Raw genomic sequence first — 22,965 nt, 5'->3', positions numbered from 1 at the left:
ATTTTTTTATCTTTTACTTGTGCATAACAATAAAATGATTGTATATTTGCACCCCGAAACAAACAAGTAATTATTGTTTCAAAACGGCCTCGTGGCGCAACTGAATAGCGCACTTGATTACGGCTCAAGAGGTTACAGGTTTGAATCCTGTCGAGGTCACTTTAGTCATTACAAAATGACAACAAAGCCACGCAATCACTATGATTTGCGTGGCTTTCTGGTTTTTAGACCAACATTTAAAATGAAACGATTTGCTTTTATATGGTAGCTAATCGTTAGTTAATTTTCAAAGTGTCAGTTGAACTGACACTTTCACGAAAAGCTTTGAAACGCTTGCTATAGTTGATTTGACATTCGTCAAGACGATTTGTATAATCTATAGACGACAACTATGCGGTCAACAAACACATTCTCAATTCTCTTTTGGGCAGACCAAAAGAATGCCACAAATGGCGAAGCTCTGATTTATGCCAGAATCACGGTAAACCAAAAACGAGCTAACATTAGTCTGAAAAGACGAGTGCCGGTAAAACTTTGGGACCCAAAGAAAAACCGAAGTAAAGGCACCTCTGCAGAAGCACGCCAACTCAATCAATACATCGACCAGACGTATACCAAGCTCTTCCAGATATACCAATACTTGAAGTTTTAAGAAAAGTTGATAACGGCTAAGCTCATAAAAGCACACTACACAGGCGAGAACGAGCAATCTAAATCACTTCAAAACCTTATCGCTTATCACAGTAAGAAAATTGAAAACACGTTAGCCAAGTGAACAATACGAAACTTTGGAGTGACAGAAAACTACCTCAACAAGTTTCTAAACAAAGTGAAGAAAATAACAGATATCTATTTAAAAGAGCTCGATTATAAATTCCTGTGTGATTTTGAAAATTACCTGGCCAATTACTGGCCAGTTGGACATCCTAAGGCATTAAGTCAAAATACCATAATGAAGCATATCCAGCGCTTGCGCAAAATGGTAACACTTGCCTATCATATGGAATGGATTCCACGTGACCCATTTGTAAGATGGAAACCAGTTTACGAGAAAAAGCAACGTGAGTTCCTTTCTGAAAATGAGCTTTTAAATATGGAAACCTTTGAGTTTTCTATTGAGCGCTTAGAAAGAGTACGTGATTTATTTGTATTCAGCTGTTACACCGGTATCAGCTATGTGGACATAATGAACTTGACTGAAGAAAATTTAGTGCTTGGTATGGATGGAGGAAACTGGATATATACAAAACGTCAAAAAACCAAATCTGCTGTAAAAGTCCCCTTACTTGGAAAAGCCGAAGAAATCATTTCAAAATATGAGGGACATCCTATGACAGAAATAACAGGAACACTTTTGCCGGTAATCACTAAAGAGAAGCTCAATGTGTACCTAAAAGAAGTAGCGCATTTTGTTGGAATTAAAAAAAATCTCACCTTTCATATGGCGCGTCACACGTTTGCGACTACCATTACACTTTCCAACGGTGTGCCAATTGAGACAGTTTCCAAGCTGTTGGGTCACAGCAAAATTGCTACTACTCAGATTTATGCTCGAGTACTCGAGCATAAGGTTAGCAATGATATGGATATCTTGAAAAACAAGTTGTTGAAGAATAAAAATGAACGCATTAAAAAAGCAGATTAATAACCAAATTTATACTTTCAAGAAGCATTCTAAATAAGAAAGTACAACAAATTATATCAAATTTTATTATTTTTGTACTTAATGAAGAAATTCCTCCACAAATCGATGGCTATTTTAATGGCAGTCGTGGTACTTTTTACCACGATGTCATTTACTGTTGATATGCATTATTGTGGGGACAATTTGGTCGATTTCAGTTTATTCTCAAAAGCTGAAGGTTGCGGAATGGAAAAAGCGCAACCTACCAAAACTTGTGAGAATCCTAAAATGACTGAGAAATCTTGTTGTACTGACCAACAAATTGTAAAGGAAGGCAAAGACGACCTTAAAATATCTTTTGACACACTTTCTTTCGAGCAGCAAACGTTCGTCGCTGCTTTTACCTATTCTTATATAAACTTATTTGAAGTAACCGAATCTGAAGAAGTTCCTTTCAACGATTACCCGCGACCCTTTGTCAAACGGGATGTGCAAGTGCTGCACCAGACTTTCTTAATTTGATTTATTAGATTTTCAGAATGAAGCCCAACAGCTACGCTGTCGTGGGCTAAAACTCGTGTTTGCCATATTCTGCAACACGTAATTCCAATTATCTAATAATCAAATGCTATGCTAAATAAGAGCATTAAATTTCTCATAGAAAACAAACTTGTTGCCGTTCTACTACTCGCCCTATTTGTGGGTTGGGGCATCGTCAACGCACCCTTTAATTGGGAAACAGGCTTTTTGCCCACAGACCCAGTTGCCGTTGATGCCATACCTGATATTGGCGAGAACCAACAAATTGTTTTTACCAAGTGGCAAGGTCGCTCGCCACAGGATATTGAAGACCAAATCACATATCCGCTTACCACTTCCCTTCTTGGTATTCCAGGCGTAAAAACTATTCGTAGTTCTTCGATGTTTGGATTTTCCAGCATCTACATCATTTTTGAAGAAGACATCGAGTTCTATTGGTCGCGCAGTCGCATACTGGAAAAACTGAACTCACTTCCTGCAAACCTATTACCTGATGGTGTCAATCCATCATTAGGACCAGATGCCACGGGTCTCGGACAGATATTTTGGTACACGCTGGAAGGTCGTGATAAAGACGGCAACGTAACTGGCGGATGGGATTTACAGGAATTGCGTAGCATACAGGATTACTATGTGAAATATGGATTGTCATCGGCAAGTGGTGTTTCTGAAGTAGCTTCCATTGGTGGCTATGTTCAGGAATACCAAGTGGACATTGACCCAGAAAAAATGCGCCAGTACAATGTGAGTATGGGCGATGTGGTTAAAGCCGTCAAACAGAGCAATCAAGATATAGGGGCACAGACTCTCGAAATCAATCAAGCCGAATATCTCGTGCGCGGATTAGGTTACGTAAAGTCTATCGCAGATATTGAAAGCGCGGTAGTTGATTCTGAAAATTTCACTTCCATCCGCATCAAAGATGTGGCTAATGTTCATTTAGGGCCAGCAACAAGACGTGGTATTCTGGATAAGGAAGGTGCCGAAGTTGTAGGTGGTGTAGTCGTCGCTCGCTATGGTGCAAATCCGCTGGAAGTCATCAATAATGTCAAGGCACAAATTGCCGAAATTAGTTCTGGACTTCCCACAAAAACATTGAAAGATGGTCGCACTTCGCAAGTAACCATCGTGCCTTTTTACGACCGTACCGAACTCATTCAAGAAACGCTGGGCACGCTCAACGAAGCCCTGACTTTGGAAATCTTGATTACCATTTTGGTCATCATTATAATGGTGTTCAATCTACGAGCATCCATCCTTATTTCAGGATTGTTACCCGTAGCTGTTTTGATGGTGTTTATCACGATGAAGCTCTTTAATGTAGATGCAAACATTGTCGCACTATCGGGTATTGCCATTGCCATCGGTACAATGGTGGACGTGGGTGTCATACTCGCCGAAAATATGATACGGCACTTGGAAGATGAAAAATTACGCTTTCGCGAAAGCGGAATAGAATACACTACAAACGAAATCATCTACAACTCAACTGCCGAAGTTTCTGGCGCTATCCTGACGGCTGTCCTGACGACCATTATCAGTTTCCTACCCGTATTTACGATGATTGGCGCCGAAGGAAAACTATTCCGCCCGCTTGCTTTTACCAAAACAATGGCACTCACGGCATCTCTCATCATTGCGCTATTTCTCATTCCACCCATTGCGGCATTCCTGTTCCGCAAGACGAGTGTGCGCGAACGTACACAGTATGCCATCAATGGCTTACTTGTTCTATCGGGAATTCTCGCTATCGTTTACGGCTTTTGGTTAGGGCTAATTCTAATTGCCTTTGCTATAACATTATTTTTAAAGATGCGTGGTACGCTTTCGCGAAAGCGTAAAAACCTACTCGATATTATTATCTCATCTGTTGCCATCGTATTCCTTTTGGCAGAATACTGGCGACCATTGGGCTTTGACCGAAGTATTGTGATGAACTTGATATTTGTGTCCATTATCTGTTTTGGACTGCTTGGTGTGTTCTCAATTTTCAGGATATACTATGAGCGTATTTTGCGATGGGCACTTCAGAACCGATATCTATTCTTAATCGTTCCGGCTACGGTGCTCACGTTGGGTATCATCATTATGCGAAACACAGGTAAAGAGTTTATGCCAGCGCTGAATGAAGGTTCATTCTTGCTGATGCCTACATCCCTACCACACGCAGGTGTTGAAGAAAACAAACGTGTGTTGCAACAGCTCGATATGGCGGTGGCGAGCATTCCTGAAATCGAAACTGTGGTGGGAAAAGCTGGAAGAACGGAAAGCGCACTCGACCCAGCACCTCTTTCGATGTATGAGAATGTCATTCAGTATAAATCTGAATATATGCGGAATAGTTCAGGCGAGCGACAACGCTATAAGGTCAATGACGATGGATTGTTTGTACTGAAGAACGACAAATTTATCATCAACCCAAATAATGAGATAGACGAAGATGTCAATTATGACAAAGCATCGCTCAAGACTACCGCTACACGCGAAGAGTTGATTGAAGATGAAAACGGCGAGTATTACCGAAACTGGCGACCAGACATCGAGAGTCCAGATGATATTTGGAACGAGATAGTTCGAGTAACCAAACTACCAGGCGTGACCTCTGCACCCAAGTTGCAACCCATCGAAACACGATTGGTTATGCTACAAACAGGAATGCGAGCACCTATGGGCATCAAGGTAAAAGGGCCCGATTTAAAGTCCATAGAAAATTTTGGACTGCAACTGGAAGACATCTTGAAACAAGCCGAAGGCGTTAAAGAACAAGCTGTCTTTGCAGACCGTATCGTGGGCAAACCCTACTTGCTCATCGATATTAAGCGAGACCAATTGGCTCGATATGGCATATCCATTATGGACGTTCAGGAAATCCTTCAAGTGGCCGTGGGCGGTATGCCACTAACGCAAACCGTGGAAGGCCGTGAACGCTACGCCGTGCGTGTCCGCTATCCAAGAGAATTACGGGCAAATCCAGACGACTTGCGTAATATCTATGTTCCTGTTGAAAAAGGAAGTCCCGTACCGCTGGGCGAATTGGTTGAAATTCGATACGAGCAAGGACCACAGGTCATTAAGAGTGAAGATACTTTTCTAATTGGCTATGTGCTGTTTGATAAACTCGATGGCTTTGCCGAAGTAGATGTGGTGGAAAATGCCCAAGCCTTAATTCAAGAAAATATTGATAACGGTTCGCTGGTCGTACCACAAGGCGTGAGCTATCGCTTTACGGGAACCTATGAAAATCAGTTACGAGCAGAAAAAACGCTATCGGTTGTCGTACCGCTTTGTTTGCTGGTTATTTTCTTGATTTTGTATTTCCAATTCAGGTCGGTTTCCACATCGCTTATGGTGTTTACCGCAATCGCCGTGGCCTTTGCTGGTGGCTTTATAATGATATGGCTATACGGACAAGATTGGTTTTTCAATTTCGGCTTTTTTGGCGAAAATCTGCGGGATTTGTTCAATATGAAAACCATCAATTTAAGTGTAGCCGTTTGGGTAGGTTTTATCGCCCTATTTGGTATTGCTACGGATGATGGCGTGGTAATGGCCACCTATTTAGACCAATCTTTCAAAAGCAACGAACCAGACAATAAAAAGGGCATTCGTCTCGCCACTTTGGAAGCCGCAGGTAAACGTATTCGTCCGTGTTTGATGACTACTGTAACTACGGTACTGGCACTACTTCCCGTACTTACATCCACAGGCAAGGGAAGCGATATAATGATACCGATGGCGATACCCATTTTTGGCGGAATGATAATCGATGTTACGTCCTATTTCCTACTGCCAGTCTTATATAGCTGGAAAAAGGAATACCAACTTAAAAAAGCAAACAGATGAAGAAATTAAAATATATACTGGTGTTCTTGTTTGTTTCCGCTTTCGCGAAAGCGCAACAATTACAATCCTACATTAAGGAAGCCGAAGCGAACAATCCAGAAATTCAAGCCTTTGAACTGCGCTATAATATTGCCGAAGAAAAGGTAAATGAAGCCAACTGGATTCCAAATACCGAAGTGAGTGCCGGCTATTTTGTGAGTGAGCCTGAAACCAGAGTCGGTGCGCAACGTGCACGAATAGGCGTAAAACAGATGTTGCCGTGGTTTGGTACCATTACCGCTCGTGAAAATTATGCCACCGCAATGGCAGATGCCGAATATGTGGATATCACGATTGCAAAGCGCAAGCTCGCACTTTCGGTTGCACAATCCTATTATCGTTTATATTCCATACGTGCCAAGCAAGCCGTACTGGATGAAAACATACAACTACTGGAAACCTACGAACGACTTGCACTCACATCTGTAGAAGTGGGCAAAGCGAGTGCCGTAGATGTGTTGCGACTTCAGATTAGACAAAATGAATTACACCAACAAAAGGAAGTGCTGGAAGAAGAATTTACAGCAGAACAAACGGCTTTTAACAATCTGCTCAACCGTGATTCGATGATGACGGTTATCGTCGTTCCAGAAATGGAAATTCCGCAGGAAGACCCATTTTACAACAATGAAGCGCTATCGCTCAATCCCGAACTGCTCAAATATGACAAACTCTATGAATCGGTAGCACAATCCGAACTGCTCAACCAACGTGAGAGTTTGCCTATGATTGGTTTTGGTGTAGACTACCTGCCCGTAACGGAACGTAGCGATGTCAACTTCAGCGATAATGGGAAAGATGTGTTGATGCCTATGGTTTCGGTTTCAATCCCCATTTTCAACAACCGTTACAAATCCATTTCAAAGCAAAACGAACTGCGACAGCAAGAAATAGAGACCCAACGGGAACAGCGATTGAATGTGCTGGAATCCGCTTTCGCGAAAGCACAATCACAACGTAACCAAGCGCGCATTGCATACGACACACAAGACCGCAACCTGAAACAAGCGCAGGATGCCGAAGAAATTCTGGTAAAAAATTATGAAACTGGCACTATCGATTTTAATGATGTGCTGGACATTCAGGAATTGCAGTTGAAGTTTCAGATGAATCAAATCGAGTCGGTGCAAATGTACTATGTACAATCGGCCATTATTAACTATTTAATCAACTAATTATGGTCAAGGATTTTTACATAAAGAATATGGTATGTGATAGATGCATCAAGGTTTTAAGGGATGGACTGGATAAACAAAATATCGAATTGTTACAAATCGAATTGGGTCGTTTGCGTCTCGATATCGAGAGCGATGATGAAATCGAAAAATTGAAAACTTTACTTGAAAGTAATGGATTTTCCCTAATTGGCAGTACCGAAGAAAAACTCACAGAGCAGGTCAAGGTAGAACTGATAAAGGCATTGCAAGAATTGCCTTTGGAACTCGATAAGAAATTATCCGCTCACTTAGCAGATGCATTAGGTCACGAGTATTCCAAAATCAGTAAGGTCTTTTCAATTACCGAAGGCATTACCATCGAGAAGTACTTCATCAAATTGAAAATAGAAAAGGTAAAGGAACTGGTACAGGCCAAGGAACTCAACTTTACAGAAATGGCACAGTTGCTTGATTATAGCCATATCAATCATTTAAGTGGCCAGTTCAAAAGCGAAACGGGAATGAGCCTAACAGCTTATAAATCCCAACAGAAAAATTTTAGGAATACATTGGACAAAATTATGTAGATAACAACCAAAATTATGACACAAGCTGTTGATTTACAGCGGTAATTTTATCCAAATAAAATTAAGAACTATGAAATATAAAATCACATTACTTCTAACAATGCTTATCACTTTTGGTGCAAAAGCCCAATTGGTAGCGAATGAAACTGAAGAAAATGTTGACAACTGGCCAGAACGGATTTATGACCTAACCATAGATTATGAAACCGTAAACTTTACGGGGAAGGATGTGCAGGCAATGACCATAAACGGTGGAATACCTGGTCCCAATCTTGAGTTTAATGAAGGTGAGTTTGCCATTATCAACGTTACCAATAAAATGGATGTGGAAACATCTGTCCATTGGCACGGGATGATATTACCTAATTTCCACGATGGCGTACCGTATTTGACCACACCACCTATCCGTCCAGGGGAAACCTTTCAATACAAGTTTGCATTGAAACAATCTGGAACCTATTGGTATCATTCCCATACTGGGTTACAGGAACAACGTGGGGTGTATGGTTCATTACAGATAAATCCAAAGGAAACCGATTTAGAATATGACAAAGATTTGGTCTTAGTGCTTTCGGATTGGGTAGATGAAAATCCACAATCTCAACTTAAAAATTTGAAGCGTGGCAATGAGTGGTATTTAATTAAAAAAGGTCAGGTTCAAAGTCTGGATAAATTAATTGCCCAAGGCGCAGTAGGTGCCAAGTTAAAGATGGCGTGGCAACGTATGCCAGATATGGCTATTTCAGATAATTATTTTGACAAGTTTTTTATCAATGGTGGTACTTCACAGGAATATCCAGATTTTCAGCCCGGCGAGCGCGTGAGGCTTCGATTTGTAAACGCAGCCGCAGCGTCTTATTTCTGGCTCACATTTGGTGGCGAAGACCCAATGCTCGTATCTGCCGATGGACTTGATGTGGTTCCAGTAGAACATAACAAAACTTTGATTGGCGTTGCCGAAACCTATGATTTTATAGTGACGATTCCAGAAAGTGGAAAACTTCAAGTAAGAGCTACGGCACAGGATGGTTCTGGCGAAGCTTCGGCATTTATAGGAACTGGAAATGTACTGGAAGCACCTGTAGTTCCAGAACCTAATCTTATAAAGAATATGAAGCAAATGATGTCTATGGGTATGAAGATGGGCGCACCTGCTTCAAAATTTAATCCTTCAAAAAACGATTCCATTCAAGTAATGGAAAAGTACAAAATGGATATGGGCGGAATGCAGATGAATAGTATGTCTATGATGGATGATAATATGAAAAAGGGTGAAATGGAAATGGATTCTACCAAGATGGCTCACAATAAAATGGACCATTCAAAAATGGATATGAAGAATGATAAAATGAAAATGTCCAAGTCAGAAATGAAGATGAACAAAGGCAAGGCCAATATGAAAATGGATGGCGGTATGGATATGGGCGAAATGAAAATGGGATATATGGTGCCAAAAGATAAAGTGGTAGGCGATAATATGAAAACGGGTGGTAATCCCGAGTTCAATTACAACTACTTAAGGGCTAAAGAACCTACCGAATTTGAAAACGATAAGCCCGTAAAGGAAATGCTTTTCAACCTTACAGGAAATATGAACCGCTACGTCTGGTCTATCAACGGTGTGCCCCTTTCAGAAACAGATAAGATAAAAATCGAGCAAGGCGAAGTCGTGCGTATCACACTTAACAATCTCACGATGATGCACCACCCTATGCACTTGCACGGCCACTTCTTTAGAGTATTGAACGAGAACGGTGAGTATTCACCACTAAAGCATACTGTTAACGTGGCACCAATGCAAAAAGTCGTATTTGAGTTTGCCGCTGATGAAACTGGTGATTGGTTTTTCCATTGTCACATCCTTTATCATATGATGAGCGGTATGGCAAGGGTTTTCAGTTACGATACACCTCGTGACGAACGATTAGAAGGATATCCTTTGACCAATCTTACCAATGAGGCAAATCATATGTTCACTTGGGGAGAAGTCACTGGGGCAAGCCATATGACAGAATTATATTATACGGCAACGAACATTCGTAATCAGTTTACCTTAAGAGGAGAATATGGCTGGAATGAAAATTTAGAAGCAGAGTTTACATACGAGCGTTGGCTCAATAGTTATTTCAGGGTTTTTGGAGGTGTAAATGTTGAAAACGAAGGCGTGGATAGCCTTGAAGAAATATCTACCACAGGTGTCGTAGGTGTTCGTTATTTGCTTCCACTTCTAATCGATTCCGATTTACGGATTGATAACAAGTTACGTCCTACTATCTCTTTTGCGACAGCGACTATGATATTTAGAAATGTTGCTCTTTATGGTGAGTATGAATACCAAATGGATTTTGGTTGGGTAAATGATTTTGAAGAAGGGACTGATTTTGAAGAAGAAACGACTTGGCAAGTAGGCCTTGAATATGTACTGAGTAGAGATTTCTCTTTAATGGGAAGCTATGACAACCGTTTTGGATGGGGTGGCGGACTTTCATTAAGATTTTAAAACAATAATTAACTTAAATAAACAACAAAGATGAAAAAAGTAAAAAGAACACTAGGTATGATGGCACTTGCTGCCACAACGGTACTAGCGGTTTCCTGCAAAGATGTAAACAAGAACGAACCGGCTGCACCTATGAGTAATGAGATGCATCAAGAGTCTATGGATGACAAAGACGATATGGCGATGAATGACAACCAAGATGCAAAAGCAGAAGCAATCTTGAATGACTATTTCAACTTAAAAGATGCGTTAGTAGGAGACGATAATGATAAGGCGAAAGAATTGGGAAATACATTGGCTCAATCTCTTAAATCTTTTGACGCATCAAACTATTCTGATAATGAAACATCAGAATTAAATGACATTATCGAAGATGCCACAGAACACGCAGAACACATTTCAGAAAGTGATATCAAGCATCAGCGTGAACATTTTAAGATATTAAGTAAGGATGTAACCGATATGGTGGCAATTACTGGTACAAAGACTAAACTTTACGAGCAATTTTGCCCTATGTACGATGGTGGTACAGCGTGGTTGAGCAAAGAAGAAAATGTATTGAATCCGTATTACGGAAGTTCAATGTTGAGATGTGGTAAAGTACAGCGAGAAATCAACTAATTGAAGTTTTTAAAAATCATAGCGTGGCTTGCCCTTGTGGCATTGGTAGTGATTCAGTTCTTTCCAATAATCCTGAACGAGAGCAATTATGTACCGCAAAGTGATTTTATGGTCGAAAATCAAGTGCCTGCAACGATAAAAAATCGGTTGCAGGTTTCTTGCTACGATTGCCACAGTAATAATACAGATTATCCGTGGTATAGTAAGATACAGCCTGCGGCTTGGTTTCTGGAAGATCACATACAAGAAGGTAAGGACGAACTTAATTTTAATGAATGGGCAACATATTCAGACCGGCGAAAGAATAGTAAACTTCGGTCTATCATAAGCCAAATCGAAGAAGATAAAATGCCCTTGGATTCTTATACACTCATTCATAAAGATGCAATTCTTTCAGATGAAGATAAGAGGATGATAATAGATTATATGACAGCGTTAAAAGACAGTTTGGAATAAAGTCCTGATATGGGAAGGGAAAGTTGATGGTTGGTTAGTTAGTAGCCCTTCCCTTGTCAGGCACAATAAAAAATATTAGAAAAATGAATAATGATATAAATGAATTTGAGTGAAAATTGTTAAAAATAAACAGGATGAATGCACTTAGAAAAACTACAATATTCGCATTAATTATAATAGCAACAAGCCAAGTGTTCGGACAAGATACAAACACAGAAAAGCAAGCCGTGCTTAAAGTAATGAAAACCTACAAAGATGCGCTACAAAACTTGACAACCGAAGGTACTTTTGACTTATTTACAGAAGATTCCGAGGTTTTTGAATCTGGTGGTGTTGAAGGCACCTATGCCCACTATATAGAACATCATTTGGGTCCAGAATTGGGGCATTTCAAGAAGTTTGAATTTTCAGATTATGAAATTGATGCAGAAGTAGATTTGCCCTATGCGTTTACTACCGAAACTTATGTCTACACCATAGTTCTCAATCCCGATGATAAAGCCAATACTCGAACCATAAAGAAAAAAGGGGTGGCGACTTCTATCCTTAAGAAGATAGATGAAAAATGGCAGATAGTAAAAACACATTCATCATCAAGAAATGTTAAATAATTTTTAGCCAATCATAAAATGAAACACACCTACCACATACACGGAATGACCTGCAATGGTTGTCGAAGTCACGTAGAGGAAACGCTGTCTAAAGTGGATGGTGTTTCAAAAGTAACAGTTGATTTAGAAAAAGTCGAAGCGACCATAGAAATGGAATCCCATATTCCAATAGAGAAATTTCAAGAGGCGCTTAAAGCCGATGGTGGGCAATACAGTATCCATCAAAATGGCGAACAGCAGCATACCCACGATAAGAAGAAAGTTGAGAAACCCAAAGGTCAAGGAACGGGAACATTTTACTGTCCGATGCATTGCGAGGGCGACAAGACTTACGACAAACCAGGCGACTGTCCTGTTTGCGGAATGGATTTGGTTGAAGAAGTTAACCTAACGGCTACTTCCGACACCCAATATACCTGTCCGATGCATCCCGAAATTATTAAGGATGAACCGGGAAGCTGTCCAATTTGTGGGATGGATTTAGTGCCTATGGAACCCGATTTATCCGCAGAGGAAAAGACCTATAAAAAACTTCTTAAAAAGTTCTGGATAGCGGTCGCTTTCACATTGCCCATTTTTATCATTGCAATGTCCGAAATGCTGCCCAACAACCCCTTATATGATGTTTTAGAATTAAAATATTGGAACTGGATTCAATTTGCGCTTTCTATTCCTGTGGTATTCTACGCTACTTGGATGTTCTTTGAACGTGCCTACCGCAGTATAAAGACGTGGAACTTAAATATGTTTACGCTTATCGGTATCGGTGCTGGCGTTGCTTGGCTCTTCAGCGTGTTCGGGATGCTCGTACCCGATTTTTTCCCTGACCAATTCAAGACCGAAGCCGGTACGGTTCACGTCTATTTTGAGGCTGCTACGGTGATTCTAACTTTGGTTCTACTTGGTCAAGTCCTCGAAGCTCGTGCGCATAGCAAGACCAATTCCGCAGTCAAGGAACTTTTAAAATTGGCACCTAACAAGGCTATAAAGGTAGTTGATGGGGAAGAACAGGAAGTGGCCATCGATGAAATTGAATTGGGCGATATCCTACGTGTGAAGCCGGGCGATAAGATTCCCGTAGATGGTGTAATTACCGAAGGCGAAACTTCCATCGATGAATCGATGATTACAGGCGAACCCATTCCCGTTAACAAATCAGTAGATGATAAAGTAAGTAGCGGAACTATCAACGGCAATCAGTCCTTCTTGATGAAAGCTGAAAAGGTTGGGTCTGACACCCTGTTATCACAGATTATACAGATGGTCAATGATGCCAGTCGAAGCCGTGCACCCATCCAAAAGTTGGCCGATACCGTTTCGGGATATTTCGTGCCAATCGTGGTCATCATCGCTGCCGTGACCTTCGGCGTTTGGGCGATTTGGGGCCCAGAGCCAGCCTATGTTTATGCTTTGGTCAATGCGATTGCCGTATTAATTATCGCCTGTCCGTGTGCTTTGGGGCTTGCGACACCAATGTCTGTAATGGTCGGTGTTGGTAAAGGAGCACAAAATGGGGTGCTTATCAAAAATGCCGAAGCCCTTGAAAAAATGGATAAGGTAGATACTCTCATTGTCGATAAGACCGGAACGATAACTGAAGGAAAACCTACAGTTGAGAAAGTGGGTTCTTTTGACAAGGGGTTTACCGAAAATGAAGTGCTGCAATATATCGTTTCCTTGAACAGCCAAAGTGAACATCCGCTGGCGGAAGCCACCGTAAAATATGGAAAAGAACAAAACGCAGAGTTTTTAAAAGCAGATGGATTTAACGCAGTTACTGGAAAAGGCGTTGAAGGTAAAGTGAACAATAAAGAAGTGGCTTTAGGTAACGTCAAAATGATGGAACAGGCAAATGCCACACTTACCGAAGCTATGGAAGAAGAGGCACAATCCTACCAAAAACAAGGGAAAACGGTTTCCTATCTCGCTGTTGAAGGTCAAGTTGCCGGCTACGTCGTTATCGGCGACAAAATCAAGGAAACGAGTGCAAAAGCTATCAAGGATTTGCAGAATAAGGGAATTGCGGTCATTATGCTTACTGGTGATAATCACGACACCGCCCAAGCTGTCGCAGATGAGCTTAACCTTGCCGATTTTCAAGCAAGTATGCTACCAGAAAACAAATTGCAGGAAGTCGAGAAATTACAAGAGCAAGGCAAGGTGGTTGCAATGGCAGGCGATGGTATCAATGATGCACCTGCACTCGCTAAAAGTGATGTAGGTATCGCAATGGGAACAGGTACGGATGTTGCCATTGAAAGTGCAGCCATTACCTTGGTGAAAGGCGATTTACACGGTATCGTAAAGGCAAGAAATCTAAGTGATGCAGTAATGCGCAATATCAAACAAAACCTCTTTTTTGCAATGATTTATAACACGCTGGGTATCCCTATTGCAGCAGGACTACTGTATCCGTTTTTTGGAATACTCTTATCGCCAATGATTGCGGCTTTGGCGATGAGCTTCAGTTCAGTCTCGGTAATTGCCAACTCATTACGTTTAAAAAGTAAAAACATATAATCTAACTAATTGAATACTTATGAAATATAAAATTTTGATAATCCTATTGGTAGTTGCTGTCAGCGGATGTAAAAATGAAGAAAAGAATAATACCAAAATAGAGACAGAGCACAATCATACCCAGAGTGAACCTAAATCTGAGAACAAAAAAACCCTTAGTCCACACACATCGGCAATGGCTATGATAGGTGATGCTCATATCCATATAGATTATTCGTCGCCAGGCGTGAGGAATAGAATCATTTTCGGTGGACTGTTGGCTTACGACCAAGTCTGGCAGGCTGGTGCCCATATGGCTACTTGGTTGGAAACAAATAAAGATTTAGAAATTGATGGTAAAGAATTGAAAGCTGGGAAATACGGGTTTTTCGTAATTCCAAATCAGGAAGAATGGACTGTCATTTTCAACAGGAATTGGAACCAACACGGTAAGGACGACTATACTGAAAATGATGATGTATTACGATTCAAAGTAACACCTAAAACTTCTGAAGATATCAAAGAACATTTAGAGTATAAAGTAAACAAAACAACAGAGACTTCAGGAACAATCTCAATGAGTTGGGAAAAAGTAACGATTGAATTTCCTTTTGAAATAAAGTAAAATGGTAAATAGAAAAACAGCGAAATGGATTAGAAAAGCACACCGCTATTTGGGTATCTTTTTAGGTATTCAGTTTCTGATGTGGACGATTAGCGGAATGTATTTCAGCTGGACGGACATTGACGAGATTCACGGTGACCATTTTAAGAAATCGGCACCCTTGCAGACCTCATTTAATGATTTGCTCGGCACATCCCAACTTGCTACTAAAGAACCCATACAATCTTTGGAACTACTGGAAGTAGCAAATGAACCTTACTATTGGATTAATGAAGCACAGCTTTACAATGCAAGAACGGGACAAATGAAAAATGGAATTTCTAAAGAAGAGGCACAACAAGTTGCAAGTAGGTATATGTTGAACGATTTAGAAATAGTAAAAATTCAATTAGTCGATTCTGTTGGGCCACATCACGAATATCGCGATCGTCCACTTCCTGCTTACGAAATCTCATATGAGACACCACAAAATTTAAAAGCCTATGTGGCGGTTGAAAATGGCGCTTTTCAAACGGTGAGACACAGAGATTGGCGCTGGTTTGATTTTCTTTGGATGACCCATACAATGGATTATCAGGGAAGGGATAATTTCAACACGTTGTTGTTAAGGGCATTTTCACTTTTGGGATTGATAACCGTATTGAGTGGTTTCGTTTTGTGGTATATCAGTTCCCCATCAATCAGAAAACTAGAAAAGAAGATTAAATAATTAATAACAAAAAAACCAAAAATTATGAATTCAAACGAACACGAAAACAAGAACAAAGGAATGAGCCAATACACTAAATTCTTCCTTATGCTAGGGTCATCATTTATAGCAATGTACATCACAATGTATTTAAATACCTACGAGTTTGACCACGTGTGGTTCAGTCTTACACGATTTTATATGGTGTGTCTAGGAATAGCTACTATGGCTGTTATTATGTTGTTATTTATGCTGAATATGTATAAAGACAAGAAAAAGAATATTGCAATTCTCGCAGGTAGTGTTATATTGTTTTTGGGAGCATTAGGACTAGTACGCGACCAAAAATCCACTGTGGGCGACGTACTGTGGATGAAAGCAATGATACCGCACCATTCTATAGCAATTTTAACAAGTGAGCGTGCAGATATTAAAGACCCAGAAGTAAAAAAACTGGCAGAAGACATTATTAAGGCACAACGTAAGGAAATTGCAGAGATGAAAGCAATGATTGAACGTCTAGAAAACGAAAAATAAGATTATGAATAAGAACATTTTATATATAGCAATAGCCCTAATAATAGGTCTGGGCGCAGGCTGGCTCATTTTTGGAAACGGGTCAAGTGATACTATGGCAAACAAGGATATATCCGAGATGTCTGATCAACACGACCACTCTGGCGAGAGTGCAGACCAGATGTGGACGTGCTCAATGCATCCACAGATTATGCAACCAGAAGCTGGCGATTGTCCTATATGTGGAATGGACTTAATCCCTGCTGAAGCTGGTGCTGAAGGTCTCGCAGCAAACGAGATAAAAATGACCGAAAATGCTATGGCATTAGCAAATATTCAAACCACTATCGTGGGCAATGCAGAAGCTAGCGATGATGATGGGATGATATCCCTTTCTGGAAAAATAGCTGCTAATGAAGAAAACAATACTGTGCAAGCCAGCTATTTCAATGGAAGAATAGAAAGACTCAACGTCAACTATGAAGGTCAACAAGTAAATCGTGGTCAGCTGCTCGCAACCATTTACGCACCAGACCTTGTAGCGGCACAACAGGAATTGATTACCGCAGCATCGTTGAAAGAATCGCAACCCGCTTTGTATAAAGCAGTTCGCAATAAACTCAAAAACTGGAAACTTTCAGATACACAAATCAATGCTATTGAAGAAAGTGGAACGGTACGAGAGAATTTCCCGATTTATGCAACGGTTTCCGGAACGGTTTCAGAAGTAATGGCAGCACAAGGCGATTATGTAAATCAAGGACAGCCTATTGTGAAGTTGAGCAACCTCAATTCGGTTTGGGCAGAATTTGATGCCTATGAAAATCAAATAGCGCTATTCAACGTTAGGCAAAAAATCAACATCACGACCAATGCCTATCCAAATAAAGAATTTGAGGGAACAATTTCATTTATTGACCCAATTTTAAATAATGCTACAAGAACGGTAACGGTACGTGCAACCCTTCAAAATAGAGACGACCTATTTAAACCAGGAATGTTTGTTACAGGTAAGGTTAAAGGCGCAACACAAACTATGGAAAACACCCTTACCGTGCCTGCAAGTGCTGTGTTATGGACGGGCGAGCGCTCATTGGTATATGTAAAAACCAATCCTAACGAGCCTGTATTTGAAATGCACGAAGTAACCTTGGGCAATCGCTCTGGCGAAACTTACCAAGTATCTTCCGGATTAAATAATGGCGATGAAATAGTAACCAATGGAACGTTCACGGTAGATGCAGCAGCACAATTACAGGGTAAAAAATCAATGATGAATCAGCAAATGATGCAGGACGAATCAGCAATGATCGGCGATATGGAAATGAGTTTCAGCGATGCGTTTAGTTCTGATTTCGACAAAGCATTACCATCATATCTCAAAATGAAAGATGCCCTTGTAGCAAGCGATGCAAGTCAAGTTTCCGCTTTCGCGAAAGCGACATCATTAAAATTAAAAGCAATATCGACTGATGATTTAGGTACGATGGAAAAACAACATTTAACCAAAAGTATTGAGATGCTGGATGCCGTTGCAAACAATGATAATCTGGAAAACCAGCGCGCTCACTTCGTCATTCTAAACGAGAATATCGTGCCTATTGCAATGAGCATAGAAAACTCGACAAATTATTACATTCAGAAATGCCCTATGGCAAATAACAATAAAGGTGCGGTATGGCTAAGTATGGAAGAAGAAATAAGAAATCCATACTATGGCGATGCAATGTTGACTTGCGGAAGTGTGATTGATTCGTTGTAAAAACCCTTTGCAACACAGTTGCACCAAAAAATTTTTATCTTTGCATTGTGAAAGTTGTAGCAATCATTTTATCGTTTTATTTCTTGGCACTCAATGTAGTGCCTTGTAGCGATGCGGCAAATAGAGCTGATGATACCCAAGTAGTTACAGTAATCGATATTGATGGCGACCACGACCAAGACTGTGAGTTATGCTCGCCTTTTTGCCAATGCCATTGTTGTCACGTTCACACGATAAATTTTGGGCTTGTTGCATTTCAACCGCTACAGCCTGCTATTCCTCAAGAATTCTTTGCCCATTTCGATGACCTTGGCAAAGATATTCCCCATTCCCTTTTTCAGCCACCTCGGGCATAATTCAGTTTTCATAGGATAACTATATCCTTTTTTGAAGTTTTCCTAATGGGAATGCTCAACTATGTTTTTGCTACGCGAAAACGCAAACTCGTTTTTTAACTGAATTAATACATTAATCTATGATTAACAGAATCATTGATTTTTCAATCAATAACAAATTTATTATTGGCTTGTTTACCTTGACTCTTGTAGGTGTCGGTATCTGGTCAATGGCAACGGTAAATCTTGGGTCTGTGCCAGATATTACCAATAATCAAGTGCAAGTCATCACGCAATCGCCCAATCTGGGAACGGAAGATATTGAACAGTTCGTGACCTATCCCGTAGAACTATCTATGGGTAATTTACCCGGCGTTACAGAAATAAGATCTATCTCACGTTTCGGACTCTCTGTAGTAACCATCGTTTTTGAAGACGATATGGGAACCTATCTTCCTCGACAGCTGGTACAGGAAAAACTAAACGAACTGGGCGAATCTATCCCTGAAAAATTTGGAAGTCCATCTATGGGTCCCATCTCTACTGGTTTAGGTCAAATCTATGAATACACTATAAAGCCAGAGGAGGGTTTTGAAAACAAGTATTCGCCTATGGAACTGCGCACCGTGCAAGATTGGGTTATCAAACGACAACTCACATTACTGGAAGGCGTGGTAGAGGTCAACTCTTATGGAGGCAGTATTAAACAGTACGAGGTCGCTGTCAACCCAGATAAGTTGAATAGTTTGGGTATTAGTATTTCACAAGTGTATGAGGCTCTCGCTCGGAACAATGTGAATACAGGCGGTGCTTACATAGAAAAAAATAAAATGTCAAATTTCATAAGAGGTGAAGGTCTTATTCGCTCTTTGGAAGACATCAAGAATATCTCGATTATCAACGAAGGCAACATTCCCGTAACTATTGGAGATGTTGCAACACGCGTCCATTTTGGGAATCAGGTACGTTATGGTGCTTTTACGCAAGACGGTAAGGAAGCCGTGGGAGGAATAATAATGATGCTAAAAGGTTCAAACCCTAATGCGGTTATTCAAAATGTTAAGAATCGTATGGCAGAAATTGAAAAATCCCTGCCAGAAGGTCTTACTATCGCCCCTATCATTGATCGTAGTGAGCTAATTGCCAGAACGACCGATACCGTTAAAACCAATTTACTGGAAGGCGCCCTAATCGTGATATTTGCCCTTGTTTTATTGTTGGGTAGTTTAAGAGGTGGCATCATAACGGCCACGACCATACCGTTGTCCTTGCTTTTTGCCTTTATATTAATGAAGCAATTTAATGTATGGGCAAACTTAATGAGCTTGGGAGCTATAGACTTTGGGATTATTATAGATGGTGCCGTGATTATTATAGAAGGAACGGTGTATGAGATCCAAAAACGGATTAGGTCTGGAAAGCTAAAATTCAATCAAGGCGTAATGGATAAAGTAGCCTATGATGCCGGAACCACGATGATGGGTTCTGCTTTTTTTGGACAGATAATTATCCTCATCGTTTTTACGCCTATACTTTTTCTAACTGGTGTAGAAGGTAAAATGTTTAAACCTATGGCATACACCTTTGGGTTTGCAATGATAGGTGCCATCATCTTGTGTCTCACGTATGTGCCTATGATGGCAGCGCTTTTTATGAAACCAGTACAAAATACCAAAAACTGGTTCGGCAGGTTTGAGCGCTGGCTCGAAAAAATAAGTGATAAAATTATAGGTGCTATTCATAGTGCATATATGCCATTATTAAAGGGAGCCCTTAAACTAAAACTTATTGTTTTATCAGCTGCTGCCGTATTACTTCTTATTGCTGGTTTTATCTTTTCTAATATGGGTGGAGAATTTGTGCCCCAGCTTGATGAAGGAGATCTAGCAATGCAAGCACTCATTAGACCAGGAAGTTCATTATCCGAATCTATTGAAGTTTCCAAGAAAATAGAAACTATCCTATTAGAAAATTTCCCTGAAATTAAAACAGTCACAGCTCGTATAGGTGTTGCAGATATTCCTACCGATCCTATGCCTATGGATATTGCAGATATGTACATCATCCTAAACAAGAATATGGACCAGTGGACAACAGCTACTACTAAAGAAGGTTTGATAGATGCCATTAGAGACAAATTAGATGAAGAACTCGTAGGTGTGAATTTAGTCTTTACACAACCAGTAGAGTTACGATTTAACGAGCTGTTAGAAGGTGTAAGAGAAGATATTGCGGTAAAGCTGTATGGCGAAGATTTAGAGGTGTTATCACAAAAGGTTCAGGAAATGGCAGCGATTATACAGACCGTTCCTGGCGCTGGTGATGTGAGTGCAGAACGAACTGCAGGATTACCACAGATGACCGTAAAATATAAGCGTGATAAAATGGCGCAATATGGACTGGATATTCAAAAAGTAAATGATTACATAAGTACCGCATTCGCTGGGGGAACCGCAGGAGTAATTTTTGAAGGCGAGAAACGATTTGATCTCGTGGTACGATTTGATGAAAGCCATAGAAAAAGTATCGATGACCTACGCAATATGTATATCGATCTTAAGGATGGCAATCAGATACCCATTATCGAAATAGCCGAAATTGAATACGTCCCTGGACCTATGCAAATTTCACGTGACAATACGTATAGAAGAACCTACGTAGGTGTAAATGCAAGAGGCAGGGATGTGGAGTCTGTAGTAAAAGATATTCAGCAAAAATTAGATGAAGAACTGGACTTGCCATCAGGCTATTATATTACCTATGGTGGCGAGTTTGAAAATCTACAAAGCGCAAAGGATCGTTTGATAATCGTTGTGCCCATCGCCCTGTTTTTAATATTTATACTGCTGTACTTTGCCTTAAAATCCTTTTCACAATCGCTAATGATTTACATAGCGATTCCCTTGGCGGCCATCGGTGGTGTGTTTGCCCTATGGTTGCGGGATATGCCATTTAGTATTTCGGCAGGTGTCGGCTTTATTGTGCTATTTGGTGTTGCAGTTCTTAACGGACTGGTACTTATAAACCGATTTAATTCCTTAAAAGAAGAAGGTGTGATAAGTATAAAGGATAGAATATTTCAAGGGACTAAAGAACGTATTCGTCCCATTATGCTCACGGCCACCACTGATATTTTCGGCTTTTTACCTATGGCATTTTCCACATCGGCCGGTGCAGAAGTCCAACAGCCGCTCGCTACGGTAGTTATTGGTGGGATGCTTACGGCCACCCTACTCACGTTGATAGTACTTCCTGTACTCTATATCTTTATAGAAAAGCGACGTGAGCGCAAAGACCAGAACAAGATTGGTTCGTTTAATCCGCAAGCATTGACCACGATTTTAATACTTGGTTTTATGTTAGGTGGTACCGCTTTGGCGAAAGCGCAACAAACACAAGCACCTGTGCCAGACCTCATTGTTCAGGATAGCATTACACCCATTACCTTATCTCGGGCTGTAGAAATTGCCAAAGAGAATTATCCAGCACTCAAGACGAGCCAACTCGAAATAGAAAGACAGAGCGCACTCACGGGCAATGCCTATGACTTCGGTAATACTAAAGTATTTACAGGTGGCGAAGAAGTGGCAGATGGTCAGGGCATTTATACCTTGATAGGTATCGGTCAACAAAATATTGATCTATTGGGAATAGGTGCTAAAAAACGTTTGCAACAACAACGCATCCAGTTAGCCGAAACAGCTCTTGACCTTTCGGAAATCCAGATAGAACGGGAAGTCAAAAAGGCCTGGTCAGAAGCTTTTCAGGCAAAGAAGAAGTTTGTTTTGTACCGAGAACTGGACAGCATTTATGATCAGTTTGCACAATCTGTAGAACTCAATTATGAAGTGGAAGCCATTTCAAGACTGGAATATGCTGCTGCGCGCAATCAAGCACTACAAATTAACAATAAGTTTCAGCAGGCAGAAACAGACTATTTCATCGCCTTGCAAAAGCTCAACCTTTGGTTGACACCAGATGCGATGTACGGCGTTTCTGATGAATTGGGAGCTAGTGAAATTTCAATTTTAGAGTCTGATAATACATTGAATGATCATCCTGAGTTATCGCTTTCGCGAAAGCGTATAGACGAAGCACAAGCAAGCTATGACGCAGCAAGGGCAAATTTACTGCCCCAGTTTAATCTGCAAGGTGGCCTGCAACGTGTCAATGGCGATAGTGGTTTTTATACCTATCAAGCTGGGATTTCCATACCACTGTTTTCTGGACCTGTCCGTAGTCGTGCAAAGGCTGCTAAACTCGATGCACAGATTGCAGAAACCAATGCCGCATTCAAACAACGCGAGCTGCAATCCCAATATACACAAGCACAGCAAAATTATACACGATGGCGAGATACTTGGTTTTTCTATAAAACCGAAGCTCTGCCACTTGCCATAGACCAGCGCAAAGGCGCATTGCTCGCCTACAAAGAAGGTGCGCTTGATTATGCAGCATTCACGCAAATTATACGTGATGCCATACAGACCGAAATGGACGCGCTCGATGCACTTGATAAATATTTAGAAGCCCTGTTTGATTTACAATATTTCCAAAACTAA

The 22,965-nt window shown here is 40.7% G+C and carries 17 protein-coding genes and 1 tRNA gene; all 18 read left to right on the top strand.

Going from position 1 to position 22,965, the window contains the following annotated elements; translation table 11 throughout:
• Window positions 1–85: 85 nt before the first annotated feature.
• The 18 genes from ACFO5T_RS13035 to ACFO5T_RS12950 all read left to right on the top strand — a co-directional run bounded on the left by ACFO5T_RS13035 (window position 86) and on the right by ACFO5T_RS12950 (window position 22,965).
• Window positions 86–159, top strand: a tRNA-Arg gene (locus ACFO5T_RS13035).
• 232 nt (window positions 160–391) lie between these two features.
• Window positions 392–652, top strand: a complete 261-nt coding sequence (locus ACFO5T_RS13030) for an Arm DNA-binding domain-containing protein (protein ID WP_380035140.1) — start codon at window positions 392–394, stop codon at window positions 650–652.
• 126 nt (window positions 653–778) lie between these two features.
• Window positions 779–1,645, top strand: coding sequence for a site-specific integrase (locus tag ACFO5T_RS13025; RefSeq protein ID WP_380035564.1), 867 nt, complete (start codon window positions 779–781; stop codon window positions 1,643–1,645).
• 81 nt (window positions 1,646–1,726) lie between these two features.
• Window positions 1,727–2,146 (top strand): HYC_CC_PP family protein, encoded by a 420-nt coding sequence (locus ACFO5T_RS13020; protein ID WP_380035137.1) that lies wholly within the window; start codon window positions 1,727–1,729, stop codon window positions 2,144–2,146.
• Between the two features lie 108 nt (window positions 2,147–2,254).
• A complete protein-coding gene (locus tag ACFO5T_RS13015; protein WP_380035134.1) occupies window positions 2,255–6,007 on the top strand; it encodes an efflux RND transporter permease subunit in 3,753 nt (1,250 codons plus the stop codon).
• The gene (locus ACFO5T_RS13010) at window positions 6,004–7,221 is read left to right on the top strand and encodes a TolC family protein (RefSeq protein WP_179241114.1); all 1,218 of its coding nucleotides are present in this window, start codon (window positions 6,004–6,006) and stop codon (window positions 7,219–7,221) included. Before ACFO5T_RS13015 ends, ACFO5T_RS13010 begins: the two co-directional genes overlap by 4 nt.
• 2 nt (window positions 7,222–7,223) lie before the next feature.
• Complete coding sequence (locus tag ACFO5T_RS13005) at window positions 7,224–7,790, top strand: helix-turn-helix domain-containing protein (protein WP_133642513.1); 567 nt, start codon at window positions 7,224–7,226, stop codon at window positions 7,788–7,790.
• A gap of 70 nt (window positions 7,791–7,860) precedes the next feature.
• Window positions 7,861–10,290 (top strand): multicopper oxidase domain-containing protein, encoded by a 2,430-nt coding sequence (locus ACFO5T_RS13000; protein WP_380035129.1) that lies wholly within the window; start codon window positions 7,861–7,863, stop codon window positions 10,288–10,290.
• Between the two features lie 30 nt (window positions 10,291–10,320).
• Complete coding sequence (locus tag ACFO5T_RS12995) at window positions 10,321–10,911, top strand: DUF3347 domain-containing protein (protein WP_380035126.1); 591 nt, start codon at window positions 10,321–10,323, stop codon at window positions 10,909–10,911.
• The gene (locus ACFO5T_RS12990) at window positions 10,912–11,367 is read left to right on the top strand and encodes a heme-binding domain-containing protein (RefSeq protein WP_380035123.1); all 456 of its coding nucleotides are present in this window, start codon (window positions 10,912–10,914) and stop codon (window positions 11,365–11,367) included.
• Between the two features lie 134 nt (window positions 11,368–11,501).
• Window positions 11,502–11,978, top strand: a complete 477-nt coding sequence (locus ACFO5T_RS12985) for a YybH family protein (RefSeq protein WP_127139834.1) — start codon at window positions 11,502–11,504, stop codon at window positions 11,976–11,978.
• 18 nt (window positions 11,979–11,996) lie between these two features.
• Entirely contained in the window at window positions 11,997–14,498 is a 2,502-nt protein-coding gene (locus ACFO5T_RS12980; protein ID WP_380035120.1) for a heavy metal translocating P-type ATPase, read from the top strand.
• 19 nt (window positions 14,499–14,517) lie between these two features.
• Entirely contained in the window at window positions 14,518–15,102 is a 585-nt protein-coding gene (locus ACFO5T_RS12975) for a DUF2911 domain-containing protein (RefSeq protein WP_380035117.1), read from the top strand.
• Window position 15,103: 1 nt separating this feature from the next.
• On the top strand, window positions 15,104–15,811 hold the full coding sequence (locus tag ACFO5T_RS12970) for a PepSY domain-containing protein (protein ID WP_380035114.1): 708 nt from the start codon (window positions 15,104–15,106) through the stop codon (window positions 15,809–15,811).
• Window positions 15,812–15,835: 24 nt separating this feature from the next.
• Window positions 15,836–16,327, top strand: coding sequence for a DUF305 domain-containing protein (locus tag ACFO5T_RS12965; protein WP_174270037.1), 492 nt, complete (start codon window positions 15,836–15,838; stop codon window positions 16,325–16,327).
• A gap of 4 nt (window positions 16,328–16,331) precedes the next feature.
• Window positions 16,332–18,068, top strand: coding sequence for an efflux RND transporter periplasmic adaptor subunit (locus tag ACFO5T_RS12960; protein WP_380035111.1), 1,737 nt, complete (start codon window positions 16,332–16,334; stop codon window positions 18,066–18,068).
• Window positions 18,069–18,115: 47 nt separating this feature from the next.
• Entirely contained in the window at window positions 18,116–18,424 is a 309-nt protein-coding gene (locus ACFO5T_RS12955; protein ID WP_041566902.1) for a DUF6660 family protein, read from the top strand.
• A gap of 119 nt (window positions 18,425–18,543) precedes the next feature.
• Window positions 18,544–22,965 carry a CusA/CzcA family heavy metal efflux RND transporter gene (locus ACFO5T_RS12950; RefSeq protein WP_380035108.1) on the top strand — a complete coding sequence of 1,474 codons (4,422 nt, stop codon included), beginning with the start codon at window positions 18,544–18,546 and terminating at the stop codon, window positions 22,963–22,965.

Origin of the sequence: Dokdonia genika (assembly GCF_042652845.1) — a bacterium.
Classification (GTDB): Bacteria; Bacteroidota; Bacteroidia; order Flavobacteriales; family Flavobacteriaceae; genus Dokdonia; species Dokdonia donghaensis.
Note: the sequence above shows the minus strand (reverse complement) of the source record. Positions and strands in the feature narration are given on the sequence as shown.

Excerpts from the sequence above, each read along its gene's own strand:
- ACFO5T_RS13030 (WP_380035140.1), top strand. The coding sequence starts at position 392 with ATGCGGTCAACAAACACATTCTCAATTCTCTTTTGGGCAGACCAAAAG.
- ACFO5T_RS13020 (WP_380035137.1), top strand. The coding sequence starts at position 1,727 with ATGAAGAAATTCCTCCACAAATCGATGGCTATTTTAATGGCAGTCGTG.
- ACFO5T_RS13015 (WP_380035134.1), top strand. The coding sequence starts at position 2,255 with ATGCTAAATAAGAGCATTAAATTTCTCATAGAAAACAAACTTGTTGCC.
- ACFO5T_RS13010 (WP_179241114.1), top strand. The coding sequence starts at position 6,004 with ATGAAGAAATTAAAATATATACTGGTGTTCTTGTTTGTTTCCGCTTTC.
- ACFO5T_RS13005 (WP_133642513.1), top strand. The coding sequence starts at position 7,224 with ATGGTCAAGGATTTTTACATAAAGAATATGGTATGTGATAGATGCATC.
- ACFO5T_RS13000 (WP_380035129.1), top strand. The coding sequence starts at position 7,861 with ATGAAATATAAAATCACATTACTTCTAACAATGCTTATCACTTTTGGT.
- ACFO5T_RS12995 (WP_380035126.1), top strand. The coding sequence starts at position 10,321 with ATGAAAAAAGTAAAAAGAACACTAGGTATGATGGCACTTGCTGCCACA.
- ACFO5T_RS12985 (WP_127139834.1), top strand. The coding sequence starts at position 11,502 with ATGAATGCACTTAGAAAAACTACAATATTCGCATTAATTATAATAGCA.
- ACFO5T_RS12980 (WP_380035120.1), top strand. The coding sequence starts at position 11,997 with ATGAAACACACCTACCACATACACGGAATGACCTGCAATGGTTGTCGA.
- ACFO5T_RS12975 (WP_380035117.1), top strand. The coding sequence starts at position 14,518 with ATGAAATATAAAATTTTGATAATCCTATTGGTAGTTGCTGTCAGCGGA.
- ACFO5T_RS12970 (WP_380035114.1), top strand. The coding sequence starts at position 15,104 with ATGGTAAATAGAAAAACAGCGAAATGGATTAGAAAAGCACACCGCTAT.
- ACFO5T_RS12965 (WP_174270037.1), top strand. The coding sequence starts at position 15,836 with ATGAATTCAAACGAACACGAAAACAAGAACAAAGGAATGAGCCAATAC.
- ACFO5T_RS12960 (WP_380035111.1), top strand. The coding sequence starts at position 16,332 with ATGAATAAGAACATTTTATATATAGCAATAGCCCTAATAATAGGTCTG.
- ACFO5T_RS12950 (WP_380035108.1), top strand. The coding sequence starts at position 18,544 with ATGATTAACAGAATCATTGATTTTTCAATCAATAACAAATTTATTATT.